This is a genomic window from Mycobacterium sp. OTB74 (assembly GCF_029892685.1).
Taxonomy (GTDB): Bacteria; Actinomycetota; Actinomycetes; order Mycobacteriales; family Mycobacteriaceae; genus Mycobacterium.
In genome coordinates this window covers 152,896-171,905 of sequence record NZ_JARXVD010000005.1, presented here as the reverse complement: position 1 = coordinate 171,905, position 19,010 = coordinate 152,896, and the positions used below count along the sequence as shown (strand labels likewise).

17 protein-coding genes are annotated in these 19,010 nt (G+C 66.0%); 11 read left to right on the top strand and 6 right to left on the bottom strand.

The genetic code is table 11. From position 1 onward, the window contains the following. Window positions 1–34 precede the first annotated feature (34 nt). From M2432_RS10115 to M2432_RS10090, 6 genes are all read left to right on the top strand, one after another. Window positions 35–1,123 carry an inositol-3-phosphate synthase gene (locus tag M2432_RS10115; protein WP_280826658.1) on the top strand — a complete coding sequence of 363 codons (1,089 nt, stop codon included), beginning with the start codon at window positions 35–37 and terminating at the stop codon, window positions 1,121–1,123. A 77-nt stretch (window positions 1,124–1,200) separates the two neighbouring features. Further along, the gene (locus tag M2432_RS10110) at window positions 1,201–2,124 is read left to right on the top strand and encodes an alpha/beta hydrolase (protein WP_280826657.1); all 924 of its coding nucleotides are present in this window, start codon (window positions 1,201–1,203) and stop codon (window positions 2,122–2,124) included. A 10-nt stretch (window positions 2,125–2,134) separates the two neighbouring features. Then, window positions 2,135–2,917 (top strand): LLM class F420-dependent oxidoreductase, encoded by a 783-nt coding sequence (locus M2432_RS10105; protein ID WP_280826656.1) that lies wholly within the window; start codon window positions 2,135–2,137, stop codon window positions 2,915–2,917. A 9-nt stretch (window positions 2,918–2,926) separates the two neighbouring features. Next, window positions 2,927–4,669 (top strand): ABC transporter substrate-binding protein/permease, encoded by a 1,743-nt coding sequence (locus M2432_RS10100; protein ID WP_280826655.1) that lies wholly within the window; start codon window positions 2,927–2,929, stop codon window positions 4,667–4,669. After that, window positions 4,666–5,403 carry an amino acid ABC transporter ATP-binding protein gene (locus M2432_RS10095; RefSeq protein ID WP_280826654.1) on the top strand — a complete coding sequence of 246 codons (738 nt, stop codon included), beginning with the start codon at window positions 4,666–4,668 and terminating at the stop codon, window positions 5,401–5,403. The genes M2432_RS10100 and M2432_RS10095 overlap by 4 nt, the downstream gene beginning before the upstream one ends. Before the next feature lie 40 nt (window positions 5,404–5,443). Next, window positions 5,444–5,905, top strand: coding sequence for a MarR family transcriptional regulator (locus M2432_RS10090; RefSeq protein WP_280826653.1), 462 nt, complete (start codon window positions 5,444–5,446; stop codon window positions 5,903–5,905). A gap of 28 nt (window positions 5,906–5,933) precedes the next feature. Here the strand turns inward: M2432_RS10090 and M2432_RS10085 are convergent, their stop codons facing one another. After that, window positions 5,934–7,274, bottom strand: a complete 1,341-nt coding sequence (locus M2432_RS10085) for a glycogen debranching protein (protein ID WP_280826652.1) — start codon at window positions 7,272–7,274, stop codon at window positions 5,934–5,936. A 55-nt stretch (window positions 7,275–7,329) separates the two neighbouring features. Here M2432_RS10085 and M2432_RS10080 point away from each other — a divergent pair, with 55 nt between their 5' ends. Continuing rightward, window positions 7,330–7,995: an SDR family oxidoreductase gene (locus M2432_RS10080; protein WP_280826651.1), complete on the top strand. Its 666-nt coding sequence runs from the start codon at window positions 7,330–7,332 to the stop codon at window positions 7,993–7,995. Window positions 7,996–8,052: 57 nt separating this feature from the next. On the opposite strand, the gene M2432_RS10075 is transcribed toward M2432_RS10080, so the two are convergent. Then, complete coding sequence (locus tag M2432_RS10075) at window positions 8,053–9,204, bottom strand: hypothetical protein (RefSeq protein ID WP_280826650.1); 1,152 nt, start codon at window positions 9,202–9,204, stop codon at window positions 8,053–8,055. A 272-nt stretch (window positions 9,205–9,476) separates the two neighbouring features. Next, entirely contained in the window at window positions 9,477–12,251 is a 2,775-nt protein-coding gene (gene leuS, locus M2432_RS10070) for a leucine--tRNA ligase (protein WP_280826726.1), read from the bottom strand. A 313-nt stretch (window positions 12,252–12,564) separates the two neighbouring features. Here leuS and M2432_RS10065 point away from each other — a divergent pair, with 313 nt between their 5' ends. Together M2432_RS10065 and M2432_RS10060 are read left to right on the top strand one after the other, a co-directional pair. Continuing rightward, entirely contained in the window at window positions 12,565–13,539 is a 975-nt protein-coding gene (locus M2432_RS10065; RefSeq protein ID WP_280826649.1) for an LpqN/LpqT family lipoprotein, read from the top strand. Between the two features lie 73 nt (window positions 13,540–13,612). After that, a complete protein-coding gene (locus tag M2432_RS10060; RefSeq protein WP_280826648.1) occupies window positions 13,613–13,969 on the top strand; it encodes a hypothetical protein in 357 nt (118 codons plus the stop codon). Here the strand turns inward: M2432_RS10060 and M2432_RS10055 are convergent. Next, window positions 13,966–14,622 carry a YqgE/AlgH family protein gene (locus M2432_RS10055; RefSeq protein WP_280826647.1) on the bottom strand — a complete coding sequence of 219 codons (657 nt, stop codon included), beginning with the start codon at window positions 14,620–14,622 and terminating at the stop codon, window positions 13,966–13,968. The genes M2432_RS10060 and M2432_RS10055 overlap by 4 nt on opposite strands. An 87-nt stretch (window positions 14,623–14,709) precedes the next feature. On the opposite strand from M2432_RS10055, the gene M2432_RS10050 reads away from it, so the two are divergent. Both M2432_RS10050 and M2432_RS10045 read left to right on the top strand, forming a co-directional pair. Further along, a complete protein-coding gene (locus M2432_RS10050; protein ID WP_280826646.1) occupies window positions 14,710–15,996 on the top strand; it encodes an MFS transporter in 1,287 nt (428 codons plus the stop codon). A gap of 9 nt (window positions 15,997–16,005) precedes the next feature. Next, window positions 16,006–16,785: a TIGR03084 family metal-binding protein gene (locus M2432_RS10045; RefSeq protein WP_280826645.1), complete on the top strand. Its 780-nt coding sequence runs from the start codon at window positions 16,006–16,008 to the stop codon at window positions 16,783–16,785. 68 nt (window positions 16,786–16,853) lie between these two features. Here the strand turns inward: M2432_RS10045 and M2432_RS10040 are convergent, their stop codons facing one another. Together M2432_RS10040 and M2432_RS10035 are read right to left on the bottom strand one after the other, a co-directional pair. Next, window positions 16,854–17,342 carry a pullulanase gene (locus M2432_RS10040; protein WP_280826644.1) on the bottom strand — a complete coding sequence of 163 codons (489 nt, stop codon included), beginning with the start codon at window positions 17,340–17,342 and terminating at the stop codon, window positions 16,854–16,856. A gap of 18 nt (window positions 17,343–17,360) precedes the next feature. Further along, window positions 17,361–18,818 (bottom strand): CCA tRNA nucleotidyltransferase, encoded by a 1,458-nt coding sequence (locus M2432_RS10035; RefSeq protein ID WP_280826725.1) that lies wholly within the window; start codon window positions 18,816–18,818, stop codon window positions 17,361–17,363. Window positions 18,819–19,010 lie beyond the last annotated feature (192 nt).

Here is a 19,010-nt window from a genome sequence, read left to right as displayed (position 1 = left end):
ACGCATTGAAACCGTAGGAAAAGGAGACCGTCACATGTCTGAGTCGAACGAGGTTCGGGTCGCTATCGTCGGCGTGGGCAACTGCGCGTCCTCCCTGGTCCAGGGCGTGCATTATTACCGCGAAGCCGACGAGAACAGCACCGTTCCCGGCCTGATGCACGTCAAGTTCGGGTCGTACCACGTCCGGGACGTGAAGTTCGTCGCCGCATTCGACGTGGACGCCAAGAAGGTCGGCTTCGATCTGTCCGAGGCCATCGGCGCCTCGGAGAACAACACCATCAAGATCGCCGATGTGCCGCCCACCGACATCATCGTGCAGCGCGGCCCGACCCTCGACGGCATCGGCAAGTATTACTCCGAGACCATCGAGGTCTCCGACGCCGAGCCGGTCGACGTGGTCAAGGCGTTGCGCGACGCCAAAGTTGACGTCCTGGTCTCCTACCTGCCCGTCGGCTCCGAAGAGGCCGACAAGTTCTACGCCCAGTGCGCCATCGACGCGAATGTCGCGTTCGTGAACGCGCTGCCGGTGTTCATCGCCTCGGATCCGGTGTGGGCCAAGAAGTTCGCCGACGCCGGCGTGCCGATCATCGGTGACGACATCAAGAGCCAGGTCGGGGCCACCATCACCCACCGCGTCATGGCCAAGCTGTTCGAAGACCGCGGTGTCACGCTGGATCGCACGTACCAGCTGAACGTCGGCGGCAACATGGACTTCAAGAACATGCTCGAGCGCGAGCGCCTGGAGTCCAAGAAGGTCTCCAAGACCCAGGCCGTGACCTCCAACCTGACCGGCTCGCTGGCCGACAAGGTCTACGACAAGAACGTGCACATCGGCCCGTCGGACTACGTGGCCTGGCTCGATGACCGCAAGTGGGCGTACGTGCGCCTCGAAGGTCGCGCCTTCGGTGACGTGCCGCTGAACCTGGAGTACAAGCTCGAGGTGTGGGACTCACCAAACTCGGCCGGCATCATCATCGACGCCGTGCGTGCGGCCAAGATTGCCAAGGACCGCGGCCTGGGTGGCCCGATCCTGCCGGCGTCGGCCTATCTGATGAAGAGCCCGCCGAAGCAGCTGCCGGACGACGTTGCGCGTGCGCAGCTGGAGACCTTCATCGAAGGCTGATTCCTAGCGTTGACTCTGCGCCTGGGGCCCGTATGTGCGAGTAGCACCGGCCCCGGGCGCAGAATTGTTTCGGGGTAATGTCCGCAAGCGTGGCCCCCGAGATCTCCGACGACGACCTGCTGACCCTCGACGAATTCGCGCTGCTGCCCGAGAACGCCGCCCAAATCGGCGCCACCGGCCCGCTGCCGGAGGTGAACCGGATCGAAGACGGGCCCATCAGCCTGCTCAAGTGGGGCACCGCCGCGCCCGAGGTGGTGTTCCTGCACGGCGGCGGCCAGAACGCGCACACCTGGGACACCGTCATCGTGGGGCTCGGCGTCCCGGCGCTGGCGATCGACCTGCCCGGCCACGGCCGCTCGGCCTGGCGTGAGGACGGCGACTACGGGCCCAGGCTCAACGCCGAAACCCTGCGGCCGGTGCTGCGCGCGCATGCGCCCAAGGCCCGGTTGGTGGTCGGGATGTCTCTGGGTGGGCTGACCGCGCTGCGCGTCGCCGCCACAGAATCGAACCTGGTGCCCGAACTGGTGCTGGTCGATGTCACCCCGTCGGCCCCGGAACGGCACGAGCAGATGACCAAGGCCCAGCTCGGCGCGGTCGCATTGGTTCAAGGTGACCGAACCTTCCCGAGCTTTGCCGCCATGCTCGACGTCACCGTCGCCGCATCGCCGCACCGTGATCGAAACTCTCTGCGCCGCGGAGTGTTTCACAACTCCAAGCAGCTTGACGACGGCACCTGGACCTGGCGCTACGACTCGTTTAGAAGTGGCGACGGCTACTCGAGCTTCAGCGGACTCTGGGACGACGTCCCGTCTATCACCATGCCGACGACCCTGGTGCGGGGCGCAAAGTCGTACTTCGTCAATGACGATGACGCCGCCGCCTTTGCCGCAGGGGCACCTGGATTCCGGCGCACCCACATGGTCGAAAACTCCGGGCATTCGGTACAGGGCGACCAACCGGCTGCCCTGATTGAGATCCTGCGGGGCGTGTTAGCCGGATAACGTGGGACATATGAGCCTTCCCATTCGCATCGGGGTTCAGTTGCAGCCCCAGCACTCCCCCAATTACGGCCTGATGCGCGACGCGGTGCGCCGCTGCGAGGACCTGGGCGTCGACGTCGTGTTCAACTGGGACCACTTCTTCCCGCTGTACGGTGACCCTGACGGCGCGCACTACGAATGCTGGACCATGTTGGGCGCCTGGGCCGAGCAGACCTCGCGGATCGAGATCGGTGCATTGGTCACCTGTAACTCGTACCGCAACCCGGAGCTGCTGGCCGACATGGCCCGCACCGTCGACAACATCTCCGACGGCCGGCTGATCCTGGGTATCGGGTCGGGTTGGAAAGAGAAGGACTACGTCGAGTACGGCTACGAATTCGGCACGGCCGGAAGCAGACTCGACGACCTGGCAGCCGCCATGCCGCGCATCGTATCGCGGCTGGGCAAGCTGAATCCACAGCCGGTGCGGGACATCCCGATACTGATCGGTGGTCAGGGCGAACGCAAAACCCTCAAGCTGGTCGCACAGTACGCCCAGATGTGGCACGGCTTCACCACCCCGCAGACCTACCCGGAGAAGGCTGCGGTCCTGGACCGGCACTGCGCCGACGTCGGTCGCGACCCGTCCGCCATCGTCCGGTCAGCCGGCGTGGACCACAGCGGCGACGGATTGATCGCGAACGCCAAAGCCCTTACCTCCCTGGGTGTTTCGCTGCTGACGGTGGGTGTCAACGGACCGGACTACGCCTTGGCAGATGCCGAAGCGCTGTGCCGTTGGCGCGATCACCGCTAGTGCCAGTTCGTGACGTCATTCCTGCGCGCGGCGGTAGCGGTGCTGGTTTCGCTACTGGTCGGTGCGCTGTGCCTGGCCGCACCCGCGGCCGCTGATCAGTGCTCGCCGCCTGGCGTCGACAGCGCCAGCCAGCTGCCCACCAACCTGGCCACTGCGGCCCAGGGCGATGGCGCCGACAAGTACACCACCCCTGGCGTACAACCACTTTCGTCGATCCACCTCGACGCTCTTGGGCTGGGCACTCCTGGCGTGCTGACGGTCGGCACCCTGTCGGATGCACCCCCGAGCATCTGCATCAACTCCGCAGGCCAGTTCACCGGGTTCGACAACGAATTGTTGCGGGCAGTCGCCGACAAGCTTGGCCTGCGGATCAAGTTCGTCGGGACCGACTTCTCGGGGCTACTGGCCCAGGTGGCCTCGCGCCGGTTCGACGTGGGGTCGTCGTCGATCACCACCACCGACGCCCGTCGCAACACCGTCGACTTCACCAATGGCTATGACTTCGGGTACTTCTCGCTCGTCGTACCCACCGGCTCGCCGATCAACGGGTTCAGTGCGCTCAAGCCGGGGCAGCGCATCGGCGTGGTGCAGGGCACCGTGCAGGAGGCCTACGTCATCGACACCCTGCACCTGCAGCCGGTGAAGTTCCCGGACTACAACACGGCGTACGCCAATATCAAGACCCGCCAGATCGACGCGTGGGTGGCCCCGTCTCAGCAGGCGTCCGGCGCCGTCCAACCGTCCGACCCGGCGCGAATCGTCGAAAACACCTTCAGCTTGGACAATTTCGTGGCCTACGCGGTGGCCAAGGAGAACCGGCCACTGATCGACGCGCTCAACTCAGGACTGGACGCGGTGATTGCCGACGGCACCTGGGCCCGGCTCTACTCCGACTGGGTACCGCGCGCCCTACCGCCGGGCTGGAAGCCAGGCTCCAAGGCCGCCCCGGCGCCGCAGCTTCCGGACTTCGCCGCTATCGCGGCCCGGCACGGCGCAGCCACCTCAAGTAGGGTGGCTCCGAAATCGACACTGGCCCAACTGAAGACCGCGTTCCTGGACTGGAAGCTGTACAAACAGGCCATCCCGGACCTCTTCAAGACAGGCCTGCCCAACACGTTGATCCTGACCGTCAGCGCCAGCGTGATCGGACTGGTGATCGGCTTGGCGCTGGCGGTAGCGGGCATCTCCCGTTCGCGCTGGCTGCGCTGGCCGGCCCGGGTATACACGGACATCTTCCGCGGTCTTCCCGAGGTGGTGATCATCCTGGTGATCGGCCTGGGCATCGGACCGGTGGTGGGCGGGCTCACCGGAAACAACCCGTACCCGTTGGGTATCGCCGCGCTCGGGTTGATGGCCGGCGCCTATATCGGCGAGATTCTGCGTTCGGGCATTCAGAGCGTGGACGCCGGTCAGCTGGAGGCGTCGCGGGCGCTTGGCTTCGGCTATCCGGCGTCGATGCGGTTGGTCGTTGTGCCGCAAGGTGTTCGGCGCGTGCTTCCGGCACTGGTCAACCAGTTCATCTCGCTGCTCAAAGCGTCGTCGCTGGTGTACTTCCTGGGGCTGATCGCCAGTCAACGCGAGTTGTTCCAGGTGGGCCGGGACCTCAATGCGCAGACCGGAAGCCTGTCTCCCCTGGTGGCGGCCGGGCTGTTCTATCTGGCCCTGACGGTTCCGCTGACGCATCTGGTCAACTACATCGACCGTAGGCTCAGCCAGGGCAGGCCGGCCCAGCCCGAGGAGGTGGCCGCATGACTGATCCGCAACCAGTTTCGTTGGCCGCCAGAGATATTCACCTGTCGTTCGGACCCAACACGGTCTTGCGCGGCGTCGACCTGGATGTGCCGGCAGGCACCACGACGGCCGTTATCGGACCGTCCGGCTCGGGCAAATCCACCCTGCTGCGCACGCTCAACCGGCTGTACGAACCCGACCGTGGTGACGTTCTGCTCGATGGGCGTTCGGTGCTGGCCGACAACCCCGATCAGCTACGCCAGCGAATCGGCATGGTGTTCCAGCACTTCAACCTTTTCCCACACCGCACCGTGCTGGAGAACGTGACGCTGGCCCCGCGCAAACTGCGACATCTGAACACCGACGCGGCCCGCGAACTCGGGTTGGGACTGCTGAACCGGGTCGGGCTGCGACACAAGGCGGATGTCCGCCCGTCGACCCTGTCCGGCGGCCAGCAGCAGCGGGTTGCGATCGCTCGCGCCCTGGCCATGTCACCGCAGGTGATGTTCTTCGACGAGGCCACCTCGGCACTGGATCCGGAATTGGTCAAAGGGATTCTGGCGCTGATCGGCGAACTGGGCGCCGACGGTATGACCATGGTGGTGGTCACCCACGAGATGGACTTCGCCCGGCGCGCGGCAGACCAAGTCGTGTTCATGGACGGCGGCCGGGTGATCGAGGCCGGCCCGCCAGAGCAAATTTTCACGGCCGCCGAAACCGAACGGTTACGCCAATTTCTGGCACAGGTCATCTAAAACGGTCCGCGGCCAGTACGACAGGTTAGACTGTCGAACTATGTCATCGACGGAACCGCAGTGCGCGGACCTCGCAGGCGAGCTGCAGCAGGTCCTGGCCAAGCTGTTCAACGTCATGCGCCGCCGTACCGAACCCAAGGGTGACGAGTCCGGAGCTGATCTCACCCTGGCCCAGCTTTCCATCCTGCTGACCCTGCTGGACCAGGGCCCCATCCGGATGACCGAGCTGGCTGCACACGAGCGGGTACGCACCCCGACCACCACGGTGGCGATCAGGCGGCTCGAGAAGCTGGGCCTGGTCAAACGGTCCCGCGATCCCTCCGACCTGCGTGCCGTCCTGGTCGATGTGACGCCGCGCGGCCTGGTGCAGCATCGCGAGGCTCTGGAGGCCCGCCGCCAAGTCCTGGCGTCCATGCTGGCCCGGCTGACCCCCGACGAGGTCGATAGCGTCGCCAAAGCGCTGGCTCCGCTGGAGAAGCTGGTTACTCGCTCCGATAACTAGAGCTTGGTTAGCGACAACTAGAGCTTGGTTAGCCCAGCCAGTCGAGCACCGACGCAGCCGTCCAGGACTGCTGCATGCTGCCCAACGGCTCACCGGTGAACGGCTCGTAGTACTCGGCGAAGGTGCCATCGCTGGCCTGCCGCAGACCTTCCCGACGCAGCTTCGACGCCCGCTCGGCCCAACCGCGCCGGGCAAAGCACCAGGAAAACAGCCACGTCATCACCGGCCATACCGGGCCACGCCAGTACTCTCGCGGCCGGAAGTCCCGAGACACCGGCGAGGTCGACGGGATGAGTGGGTAGCGCAAATCCGGATGCCCGCAGAAGCGCGGGCCTTCGAGCAGGCGCAGCAACGCTCGCTCCCGGTCGTGCGGCAGGCCGCCGCACAGCAGCGGGGAAAACTGCGCGACGGTCTCACTGGCAATCCAGCGTTCGGCACGCAAATCGAAATCCCTTGCCGCGCCGGTACGTTCGTCGGCAGTGCCGACAACGCCCTTGCTGAACCTCTCGGCCCACGAATACAGTTCGCGCACATCGGAATTCGGTCGCTTGTAATCCTCGCCGATCTCGGCCAGCACCGTACACGCCACCGACAGGATGGCCGAGACGAAAACGTCCTGCACCGCGAAGCTCATCACCTTGGGCAGCAGAGTGTCGTCGTAGCGGACCGACTTCATCTCCTCCAGCAGCCAGAGGTACCGGTCATACTCGACGTCGGACGGACGCTGACTGGCGTCCGTGACGATGGTGTTGTCCTCGCGCTGATACTGGGGCACCACGCCGGGAATCACGTTGGCGTAGGGGCTATCCCATCGCGGCGAGTTGTCCATGCCGGACTCCCAGCCGTGGTACAGCGTCACCAGGCCGTGCTCGTCCGGGTCGCGAGCTTCAGCCAGCCAGCGGTGCCAGCGCACCAGATCGTTCCACCGGCGGTCCAGGAACGTCTCGGCGACCACCCGCGTTGACCGGCCCCGGCTCCGCGCATGGTCCAGAATCCGCTGCACTGCGATGGCATGCACCGGTGGCTGGGTAATACCCGAGGTCTCCCGGTTCCGTGGCGCCTGGACCGCCAGTCGCGACGTCTCCCAGCGCGCTGGTCCGGGAAAGTATCCGTCCGCACCGTTGGCGAAAACGATGTGCGGAATCATCCCGTTGGCCCACTGCGCCGAGAGCAGGGTGTCGAGTTCGACGACGGCTCGTTCAACGCTGAGCGAGGCCAGGCCGATCGAGACGAACGCCGCGTCCCAGCTCCACATGTGCGGATACAGCAACGGCGCCGCGGAGGTCATGACCCCTAGGTCATTACCGCGCAGCAGGTACGCGGCCCGGGCCGCGAGCTGGGTGGGCGCAAAGCTTGGATCGGGTGGCATCGCCGTCCATTGTGCGACGGGTTGCCCGGATTCGCAGATCGGTACGCTGCCACACATGCCGACCGCGATGATCACCGGCGCATCCCGTGGCCTCGGAGTGGCCATAGCCGAAGCTCTGGCACCGACCCACACTCTGTTCCTGGCCGGCCGGCCGTCGGCCGAACTCGACGCCGTGGCCGAGCGGCTGGGCGCGACGACCTGGCCGATGGAGCTGACCGACGCCGAGTCCATCGAGGTGTGCGTCGAACCGATCGTCGAATTGGATGTGCTGGTGCACAACGCCGGCGTGGCCTACCCGGGCCGGGTCTCCGAATCCTCGGTGGAGGAGTGGCGAGCCACCATGGAGGTCAATGTCGTTGGCGCCGTGGCACTTACGCTGCCACTGCTGCCGGCACTGCGGGCCGCGCGCGGGCAGGTGGTGTTCGTCAACTCCGGGGCGGGGCGCACGCCGTCGCCGGGATTGGCCGCGTATTCGGCTAGCAAGTTCGCCCTGCGGGCGTTCGCCGACTCCTTGCGAGCCGACGAACCCTCGCTGCGGGTCACCACGGTGTATCCCGGGCGGATCGACACCGACATGCAGTGGAACCTGGTGGCCTACGAGGGCGGCACCTATGAGCCTTCGCGCTTCTTGAAGCCGTCGACCGTGGCTCAGGTGATCGCGCAGGTGGTGGCCACGCCGGCGGACGCCCACCAGCACGAGGTCATCATCCGCCCCCGCTGACCCCTTGAATTTGTGCACGATTTAGGGCGGTGAGCGCCCTAGATCGTGCACAAATCGCTAATTCTTCTTCTTGCTTGATGTCACCGATTTTGCTGCGGTGGAAGTCTTCTTGTTGCTGCTCTTCGAATCACCGGTCACGTTGCCGACTGCCTGGGTGGATTGCTTCGCCACGGCGCTGGCTTTTGCGGTTACGGGCGGCTTGGCATTCGATGCGGGGGCGAGCCCGAGTTCGGCCTTGGTGGTCGACGTGGTTGTGGACTTGGTGGTCGCCGCGAGCGGGCTGACGGTGCTGGTGGTCACACGGGGGCTGGCGGTGCTCAGGGTCGCGCTGGCGCTGGTGGTGTTGGTGGGCGCGGCAGCGCTGGCGTTGCTCAGGCCGGTACTCACTGTGATACCGGGCCCGGTCTGGATGACGGTCTGACCAATCGCGCCCAGGAAGGCCGCGGCGATGGCCAATGGCCCGACGATCGCCTGCACAATGTCCTGCGCGCCAGCGCTGTTGAACGCCAAGGTCAGGAGGTTGGAGCTCGTCGTGTCGCCGGCGGTGACAACGTTGTCGCTTCCGTTCGGGGACCGAAACAACGCCCCTAGATTGATGGCGGCGTTCACGAGGCCCACTGCTGACACTTCGTTGCGGTCGCCGATGGTATTGATCGCCGCGTTGGCGCTGCCGATCGCCTGGACCAGCATGTTGGAGCTAGTAGCTGGGTCCGGCCCCGACGCATTGGAGTTGCCCAGAAAGTTGAGTGCAAAGTTGAAGAAGCCGGCCCCGCCCATGCCCCCGGCCACAACTTGGTTGGTAGTGCCGTCGCTTGCAGCGCCTAGGTTAATGGCGATGTTGGCGGTGTCAAGATTGTTGGTTCCCGCTTGCGCGCTGACACCTGTGCCGACGCCGATGGCAATGCCAAGACCACCGAAAGTCGTGGCCGTCGTGCTCGTGCCACCCGCATACGCCAGCGACAAGAAACCAGTGGAGTCCGCCGTCGTGTCTGTCCCAGTTGCGATCGCCGCAGTCAGACCCGCGGCATCCGCTGTGCCCGTCCCTATGACGAGCGCAATGCTGCCGAATGTGCTGGTGCAGCCACTACCGAGGGTGAGGCCGCTGATCGACACACAGGTTGCATTGGCGGTGCCCATGCCGAATGCGGATGTCGCGACCAGACCAGCCGTAACTCCGGCAATGCCCGCCGCCCGCAGGATGCGGTGCACAGCGTCACTCTTTGCGATTCCTCCAGCCATTGCACTCCCCGGTTCTCGTGAACTATGGGTAGCTAGGCGCTAATCCCGATATGACGGTAAACCCCCCCACAGCCGATCCGCGCGCAAATTTGCAAACAATTTGCCTGGTGTAACAGAACCGTTGAAGTATGCCTCGAGCAGGGCAGTTAGCTATTGACGCTGCCGTGAACCTTTTGCGCATGTTCATTCGCTGCACGGCGGCGCGCTACGTTTCGCCTGAGATTACGTAATTTGCTGTGTGGCTAGGCGACGATATTGACCAGTCGGCCGGGCACCACGATGACCTTCTTGGGCGCGGCGCCGGCCAGGAAGGCCTGGACCTTCTCGTCGGCCAGCGCGGCAGCCTCCAGCGCGGCCTTGTCGGCATCCGCAGCGACGGTGATCTTGCCGCGGACCTTGCCGTTGACCTGAACCGGGTATTCGACGGTGGCCTCAACCAGATACTTCTGGTCGGCCACCGGGAACGGCCCGTGGGCCAGCGGTTCGGCGTTCCCGAGCCGGCTCCACAACTCCTCGGCCAGGTGCGGCGCCAGCGGCGCGACCATCAGGACCAGTGGCTCAACGGCAGCGCGCGCTGAGACGCCGGCCTTGGTCAGGTGGTTGGTGTACTCGATCAGCTTGGCCGCGGCAGTGTTGTTGCGCAGTGCCGCGTAGTCCTCGTTCACCCCGGCGATGGTCTTGTGCAGTTGCTTCAACGTCTCGTCGGACGGCGTGTCATCGGAAACCCTTGCTGCTCCGGTGGTTTCGTCGACGACTGCACGCCACACCCGCTGCAGGAAGCGATGTGCGCCCACGACGTCTTTCGTGGCCCACGGCCGGGACGCTTCGAGGGGGCCCATCGACATCTCGTAGACCCGCAAGGTGTCGGCACCGTACTCGTCGCAGATCTCGTCCGGTGACACCGAGTTCTTCAGGCTCTTGCCGATCTTGCCGAACTCCTGGTTGACCTCAATCTCGCCGTCGGGCCCGGTCCAGTAGAACTTGCCTTCTCGCTCAACGACTTCCGCCGCCGGGACATAGGCGCCGCGCGAATCGGTGTACGCGAACGCCTGAATGTAGCCCTGGTTGACAAGACGGCGGTACGGCTCGCGCGAGGACACGTGGTCGAGGTCGAACAGCACCTTGTGCCAGAACCGCGAGTACAGCAGGTGCAGCACCGCATGCTCGACGCCGCCGACGTACAGGTCAACACCACCCGGATCATTCGCACCGTGGATCTCAGGCCGCGGACCCATCCAGTACGCCTCATTCTCCTTGGCGCAGAACGTTTCCGAGTTGTGCGGGTCGGCGTACCGCAGCTCATACCACGAGCTGCCGGCCCACTGCGGCATGACGTTGGTATCCCGCGTGTAGGACTTCAGCCCGTCACCCAGATCCAGATCGACGTGCACCCACTCGGTGGCCTTGTTCAGCGGCGGCGACGGCTCGCTGGCCGCGTCGTCCGGGTCGAACAGCACCGGCGAGTAATCCGGCACATCCGGAAGTTCCACCGGCAGAGCCGAATCCGGCAATGGATGGGCCCGCCCTTCGGCGTCGTAGACGATCGGAAACGGCTCGCCCCAGTAGCGCTGCCGGGCGAAAAGCCAGTCGCGCAACTTGAATTCGACCCTGCCCTGGCCGCGTCCGGCGGCGACCAGCTTCTCGGTCACCGCCTCCTTTGCAGCCGCGACGTCCAGGCCGTCGAGGTAGTCCGAGTTGACCAGTTCCCCGTCACCGGTGAAGGCGGCTTCCGAAACATCGCCGCCCGCAATCACTTCCACGATGGGTAACCCGAATGCTGTGGCGAACTCCCAGTCGCGCTGATCGTGGCCAGGCACCGCCATGATGGCGCCGGTACCGTAGCCCGCCAACACGTAGTCGGCGATGAAGATCGGGACCTGCTGGCCGTTAACCGGATTGGTGGCATAGGCACCGGTGAACACACCGGTCTTGGTCTTGTTCTCCTGGCGCTCCAAGTCTGACTTGGCGGCGATCGCGGCGCGGTAGGCAGCCACCGCCTCGGCCGGGGTCGCGGTGTCGTAGGTCCAGCGCACGTCCACATCGGCAGGCCATTGTGCCGCCACCAGGGAGTCGACCAGGTCATGCTCGGGCGCCAGGACCAGATAGGTCGAGCCGAACAGGGTGTCCGGTCGGGTGGTGAACACCTCGATGTCTGAAGAGCCGGCGCCGAACAAAACCGAGGCGCCCGTCGAGCGGCCAATCCAGTTGCGCTGCATGGTCTTGACCTTGTCGGGCCAATCCAGTACCTCGAGGTCGTCGAGCAACCGATCCGAGTACTCGGTGATGCGCATCATCCACTGCCGTAAGCGCTTCCGGAACACCGGGAAGTTGCCGCGCTCGCTGCGACCGTCAGAGGTGACCTCTTCATTGGCCAGCACGGTGCCCAGCCCCGGGCACCAGTTGACCATCGAGTCGGCGCGGTACACCAAGCGGTGGCCGTCGATCACCTCAGCGCGCTCGCCGGCCGACAAGGCCGACCACTCGCGACTGTCGAGAGTCCTTGCACCGGAATCGAATTCGGTGATCAGCTCAGAAATCGGGCGCGCTTTGTTGGCCGCCGGGTCGAACCAGGCGTTGTAGATCTGCAGGAAAATCCACTGCGTCCACTTGTAGAAGTCGACGTCGGTGGTGGCGAAGCTGCGCCGGGCGTCGTGCCCCAGACCCAGCCGGCCCAACTGCCGCCGGAAGTTGACGATATTGGCCTCGGTCCGGGTGCGCGGGTGAGTTCCGGTCTGCACCGCATACTGCTCGGCCGGCAGACCGAAGGCGTCGAACCCCAATGCGTGCAGCACGTTGCGGCCGGTCATCCGGAAGTACCGGGCGTAGACGTCGGTGGCGATGTAGCCCAGCGGGTGCCCGACGTGCAGGCCGTCGCCGGACGGGTACGGGAACATATCCTGCACGAACATCTTGTCGGTGGGCACGGTCGACCCGTCCGTCGGCGCCAGTGAACCCACCGGGTTGGGCACGTGGAAAGTACCGAGGACGTCCCACTTCTGCTGCCAGTCAGCCTCGATGCGCCCGGCGAGTTCGGCGGTGTAACGGTGCTGCGGGCTGTCGGCCGCAACACCGGTCTCAGCATCGCCCTCAGCACCGGTTGTCGCCTCGGGACGCGCGTTGGCCTGCGCATTCGGGGATTCACTCACGGCAACAGGGTAGTCAACGGACCGCGAGCGACCTGCACCACGCCAGCCGATCAGCCTTGGTCTCGGTTCCGTTGCAGTGCGATCAGAGCACGGTTGCAAGTGCGCGTCGCCCCTATTCGGCAAATGTCGGCCGACATTACTGTCTGCCCAGAGCTACCAGTGAACCGGGAAGGATCGGCGTCAAATGTTCACGAACGTCCGCCGTTGGCGGCTTCTGGCAGGAGGTGTCGCCGCAGGTCTGGCGGGCGTCGTCAGCTTCGCGGGGAACACCGCCTCGGCCCAGCCCCTGGTCCCGCCGCCACCGCAGCCGGCCCCGATCGTCACCGCACCTCTCGCCGTCCAGGCCGCACCCGCCCCGGCCCCCGTCGCCGCACCTCCTGCCCCCGTCCAGGGGCTGGCCGCAACTCCCGCGGTGCCCGCCGTTCAACCGGCCGGCTTGCCCCAGGCCCTTCCGCAGCCGGCCGCCGTCCCGCCGCCCGCACCGGCCCCGCAACCACCGACCATTGCCCCGGCCGCCTCCGGCACCATCGCGGACTACTTCCACGCCCACAACGTCACCCTGCAACGCCAGACCGCGGCAGGCTTCACAGCGCTGAACATCGTGCTGCCCATGCCCACCGGCTGGAGCACCGTTCCCGATCCCAACGTGCCCGACGCATTCGCCGTGATCGCCGACCGCTCCGGCGGCGACGGGCTGTACACGCCCAACGCCGCACTGCAGGTCTACAAGCTGGTCGGCGACTTCGATCCGAAGGAAGCGATCAGCCACGGCTTCATCGACAGCCAGCAGCAGACTGCGTGGCGCTCCACCGACGGTTCGATGGCGGACTGGGGTGGCATGCCTTCCTCGGTCATCGAAGGCACCTACCGCGAGAACAACCTGACGCTGAACACCTCGCGCAGGCACGTCGTTGCAATGTCCGGGACTGACCGCTACCTGGTGACGCTGTCAGTGACCACCAGTGCACAGGTGTCAGTGGCCACCGGCGCCGCCACCGACGCCATCGTCAACGGCTTCCGGGTCAGCGCGCCAGGCGCGCCGGCGCCCGCCGTTCCTGCCCCACCAGCACCCCCAGCAGCACCTCCCGCACCAGCCCGCGCAGCCGCAGTCCCGGCCGCGCCCGCGGTCCCCGGTGTGCCGGTCGGTCTGACGCGCTGACTGACCTGGCGAGACCCATACTGCGAACCAGCCGCTTGGGCCAGCCGACGGGACACCCCGTACTCTTACCCGCATGCTGATCGCCGCCGTGCTGTGCCTGTGCGCGGCCGTCGCGACCGCAGCCGTAGGCCTCTGGTCGTTGCGCCGGCCGGCCTCCGACGGCCCGGTTCCCACCGTGTTGCGGTCCATTGCCCCAATCCAATTGGCCTCGGCCGTCATCCTGGCTGCCGGTGGTGCCGGCGCTCTCGCCGCACCCGGAAATGCCGGTGTGACGGTGCTCGCCGTGTGCGTCCTTGGTGCGGTCAGCACCCTCGCGGCCGGCTGCTACCAGGGCGCGAAGGCCGGAGCCAGCATGCTCGCCCGCGAGAACGCCGCGGCCGGTGAAGGTTGTGGCGGCAGCTGCGCCAGCTGCACGCTGTCCTGCGATTAGTTTCGGTTCACGTCGATCGGATGCGTAGCCAGTAGCGCAAGCGGCAACGGTTGCCTGCGCAACACCCGGGACCATAGATCAACCCGAGCCTCGACCAGCACGTCGGACGGCAGTGCGGACAGCACGATCCAATCTTCGCGCTCGATCTCGCCCTCCAGCTGGCCCACCGACCAACCGGAATAGCCGGCATAAATTCGGACGCCCTCCACGAACGCCTCGATCATCTCGGGGTCGGCGTCCAGATCCACCATCGCGATACGCCCCTGCACGTGCCGTAGCCCTGGCACCGTCCCCACGTCCACGCCGACCCGTAACGTCGTCAGGCACAACGCGGCATCGCGTTTGACCGGACCGCCGATGAACATGGTCTTGGGTTTGGTGGCCAGCTTTGCCCATTGCGGCAACACGTTGTAGACAGCCGTCTCGCTCGGCCGGTTCAGCACCACACCCAGCGTGCCGCCGGAATTGTGCTCGACGATGTAGATGACACTGCGTCGGAACGTCGGTTCGAGCAGATCGGTGTTGGCCAGCAGCAGCGTCCCCGCGCGTATTCGGGGCGTGGCAGGGGCATCCGGGCCACGCATGAAATCTTCCGGATCCTCTGAGTGCGCCACTAGTCCATAATGGCACTGACGTCCGGCATCCGTGACCATCGAACACACCCTCATCGATATTTGTACTGTGGAGCCGACTGCCCGATCTCGGTCAGCCCACTCCACCCCAGGACCACGAATCTTCACGTGACTGACTCACCCGCACACGTCGCCGTTCTGCAGACGGTCCGGGCCTTGCCCGAGTTCCGTCGGCTGCTGGAAATGCGCGTCGTCAGCCAATTCGCCGACGGGTTGTTTCAGGCCGGGCTTGCGGGCGCGCTGTTGTTCAGTCCGGAGCGTGCGCCCACCCCGTGGGCCATCGCAGGAAGCTTCGCCGCTCTGTACCTGCCGTACTCGCTATTGGGTCCGTTCGCCGGCGCCCTGCTCGACCGATGGGACCGCCGTCAGGTCCTGATCGTCGCCAACGTGGCGCGGTTCGTGCTGCTCATCGGAGTCGGGGCGCTGTTCGCCGTCGGGGCCCCAGATCGACCCGTGCTGTTCGGGGCGCTGATCGTCAACGGGTTCACGCGGTTCGTCTCGTCGGGCCTGTCTGCGGCTTTGCCGCACGTGGTGCCCAAACACGAAGTGGTGTCGATGAACTCGGTAGCCACCGCGCTGGGTGCGGTGGCAGCTTTCCTCGGCGCCAACTTCATGCTGCTGCCACGTTGGGCGTTGGGCGCCGGCGACCACGCGGGCGCCGCCACGATCTGGTTGTCGGGGATCCCTGTGCTACTTGCTTTGTGGCTGGCGGTGCGGATTCACCCGCACATGCTGGGACCCGACGACAGCGTGCGCGCCGTGCACGGCTCGGTGTTGTACGTGGTGGTGACGGGCTGGGGCTACGGCCTGCGCTCGGTGGCTGCCGTACGCAGCGTGGCGGCGACGCTCAGTGGCCTCGCCGCGCATCGGGCGGTGTTCGGCATCAACACCCTGGTGGTGCTCGTCCTCGTGCGGCATGGCAACGCTCAGAACGTCGCCGGTTTCGGTGTGGTTGTGTTGTTCGTCGCCTCGGCTGGGTTGGGCTCCTTTGCTGCCAACGTCCTGACTCCGGCGATGGTCCGACGCTGGGGCCGTTACGCGACCGCCAACGGTGCGCTGGCATTCGCGGTGCTGCTGCAGCTCGCCTGCGTCGGGCTGGACCTGCCTATCATGATCGGCAGCGGCTTCTTGCTCGGCACCGCCGGTCAGGTGGTGAAGCTGTGCGCGGACTCGGCGATCCAGCTCGACGTTGACGACGCTCTCCGCGGCCACGTCTTCACCGTGCAGGACTCGCTGTTCTGGATGGCCTTCATCCTCGCGATCACGGCTTCGGCGTCGGTGATTCCGGCGGACGGGCGCTCATCGACGCTGATAGCGTGCGGGGCCGCGGTGTACGTGCTTGGGCTGGCCGCGCACGCGGCGCTCGGACGCGGCGCCCCGAATCTCGCGGGTTAATGTTCAGCCATGGCTGACGCTGCTGCGAATGTGATCGCAGACCTCCACGCGGAAAGTGACGATCTGGACCGTCTGGTCGCCGACCTGCCGGCCGCCGACTGGGCACGTGCCACCCCGGCCGAGGGCTGGACCATTGCGCACCAGATTGCGCACCTGTGGTGGACCGACCGCGTCGCCGTGGTGTCGGTGACCGACGAGGACGGATTCGCCGAGCTTCTGACCGAGGCCTGGAAGAACCCGACCGGGTTCGTCGACGCGGCCGCCGAGGAACTGGCACAGACTCCGCCTACCGATCTGCTGGCGCAGTGGCGCACGACCCGACACCGCCTGCACGAGTCGCTTCTGACTGTGGAACCCGGCCGCAAGCTGCCCTGGTTCGGGCCGCCGATGAGCGCGGCCTCGATGGCCAGTGCCCGGCTGATGGAGACCTGGGCGCACGGCGTCGACGTCGCTGACGCCCTCGGAGTGCGGCGCGAGCCCACCGACCGGCTGCGCTCGATCGCCCACATCGGCGTGCGCACTAGGGATTTCGCTTACACCGTCAACGAACTGACTCCGCCGACCGACGTGTTTCACGTGGAACTTTCCGCACCTGGCGGTGGGGTGTGGACCTGGGGCCCGGACGACGCCACACAGCGCGTAAGTGGTTCGGCCGAAGACTTCTGCCTGCTGGTCACCCAGCGGCGGGCACTGCGAGATCTGGATGTGACGGCCGTTGGCGACGACGCCGCCCAGTGGCTCACCATTGCGCAGGCGTTCGCTGGTCCGCCGGGGAAGGGCCGGGGTTAGGCGCCTTTCGGCGTTGACTTTGAATCCACGCGGAAGGATGTCGAGTGGCGAGCAACGTGGGCGCAGAGTCAAGGGCGCTCGACCGCACCCGTCGAATCGGCGGCACCGTCCCCGTCGGTGTCGGACAACTTGATGTCCCAACGCCCGTCACCGTCGATGTCGACGTAGGCCTGCGCTCCGGTAAGCACCCGGTCAGCCAGACCGTTGCCGTCGGTATCAATCAACCTGTCGTCGGCCACCCCGTTACCGTCGAAGTCGATCAACGGCCCGCCGTTGTGTTCGACGCCGTCCAGCCCGAACCAGCGCAGTCCCGCACCGCCGACCGTCCAGGTGCCCGACCCGTCGTCAGTGAACTGCGGCCCATTCGAGCCCATGTCGATCACGGCATGGTCGGCCAGGCCATCATGATCGAGATCGGCCAGGGCATCGTCGAACAGCCCGTCGCCGTCGACATCCAACAGAACCCCGTCAAGGGTGCCGTCCCCGTCCACATCCACCGACAACTGAGCCGGCCACCACGATGCCGACCCGTCCCCGTCACTCAGGCAGAAATCCATACCCGATTAGACGCAGGGTCAGCCACGTGCGTTCCACCATTTTTTGAGCTCGGCGATCGCCTCGTCATGGTCCAGCGGGCCGCGGTCCAACCTCAGCTCCTTGAGGAACCGCCACGCCTCGCCGACCTGCGGACCCGCCGGAATATCGAGAATCCGCATGATCTCGTTGCCATCCAGATCCGGCCGTACCCGCGCCAGATCCTCCTTGGCGGCCAGCTCGGCGATGCGCTGTTCCAAGCCGTCGTAGTTGGCTTGCAGCCGTGTCGCTCGACGCTTGTTGCGGGTGGTGCAGTCGGCACGCACCAACTTGTGCAGCCGGCTCAGCAGCGGCCCGGCGTCAGTGACGTACCTGCGCACCGCCGAGTCGGTCCACTTGCCGGTGCCGCGGTCGTCGGCGTAGCCGTGGAATCGCAGGTGCAGGTAGACCAGCTGGGATACGTCGTCGACCATCTGCTTGGAGTACTTCAGCGCGCGCATCCGCTTCCGGGTCATCTTCGCGCCGACCACCTCGTGGTGGTGGAAGCTCACTCCCCCGTCGGGCTCGTGGCGCCGAGTGTCCGGCTTGCCGATGTCGTGCAGCAGCGCCGCCCAGCGCAACACCAGATCAGGCCCGCTCTCGGGCTCCTCCAGTTCTATGGCCTGCCGCAGCACCGTCAGCGAGTGGTGGTAGACGTCCTTGTGCTGGTGGTGCTCGTCGATCGCCATCCGCATGGCACCGACTTCGGGCAGCACCACGTCCCCCAAGCCGGTCTGCACCATCAGGTCGATACCGGCGACAGGGTCCGTACCCAGAATCAGCTTGTCCAACTCGGCCGACACCCGCTCGGCGGTGATCCGGCCCAGCTGCAGCGACATCTCGATCAGTGCCTCGAGCACTCGGGGCGCCACCGAGAACCCCAACTGAGAGACGAACCGCGCGGCGCGCAGCATGCGCAGCGGATCGTCACCGAACGACACCTGCGGTGCCGACGGCGTATCGAGCACCCGGTCCCGGAGCGCGGTCAGTCCACCCAGCGGGTCGTGGAACTCGCCGATGCCACCTGGCCGCGTCGGATCGATCCGCACCGCCATTGCGTTGACGGTGAAGTCGCGGCGCACCAGGTCGTCCTCGAGCCGGTCACCGAAGACCACCTCGGGGTTGCGTGACACCTGGTCGTAGCTGTCGGCGCGGAAAGTGGTGATCTCTATTCGCTGGCCGGCCTTTGCAGCGCCGATGGTGCCGAACTCAATTCCGGTGTCCCACAAGGCTTCCGCCCAACCACGCAGCATCTTCTGTAGCTCGTGCGGACGGGCGTCTGTGGTGAAGTCCAGGTCGTTCAGCGAGCGGCCCAGCACCGCGTCACGAACGCTGCCGCCCACCAGGTAGAGCTCATGACCGGCGTCGGCGAATACCCGACCCAGGTCGGTCAGCAAGTCCGCATGCCTGTTCAATGCGACCGCAGCGGCAGTCAGCAACGTTGTCGGGTCGCTCCGCAGGCTCCGCTCCGATGTCGTCGGGTCGCTCCGCTCAGATCCGGCATCGGCACTCGCGTCGTTCGGCACGTCCAACAAGCCTAATGTGCCTGTCCTGACATTCCGAAGCGAGCACCTCAACCCACCGCAACCAACCGTGGGACGCATCGCGGAGCGGTCACAACTGGGCCACTGACCGGCGAGTGGGGCCAGGCC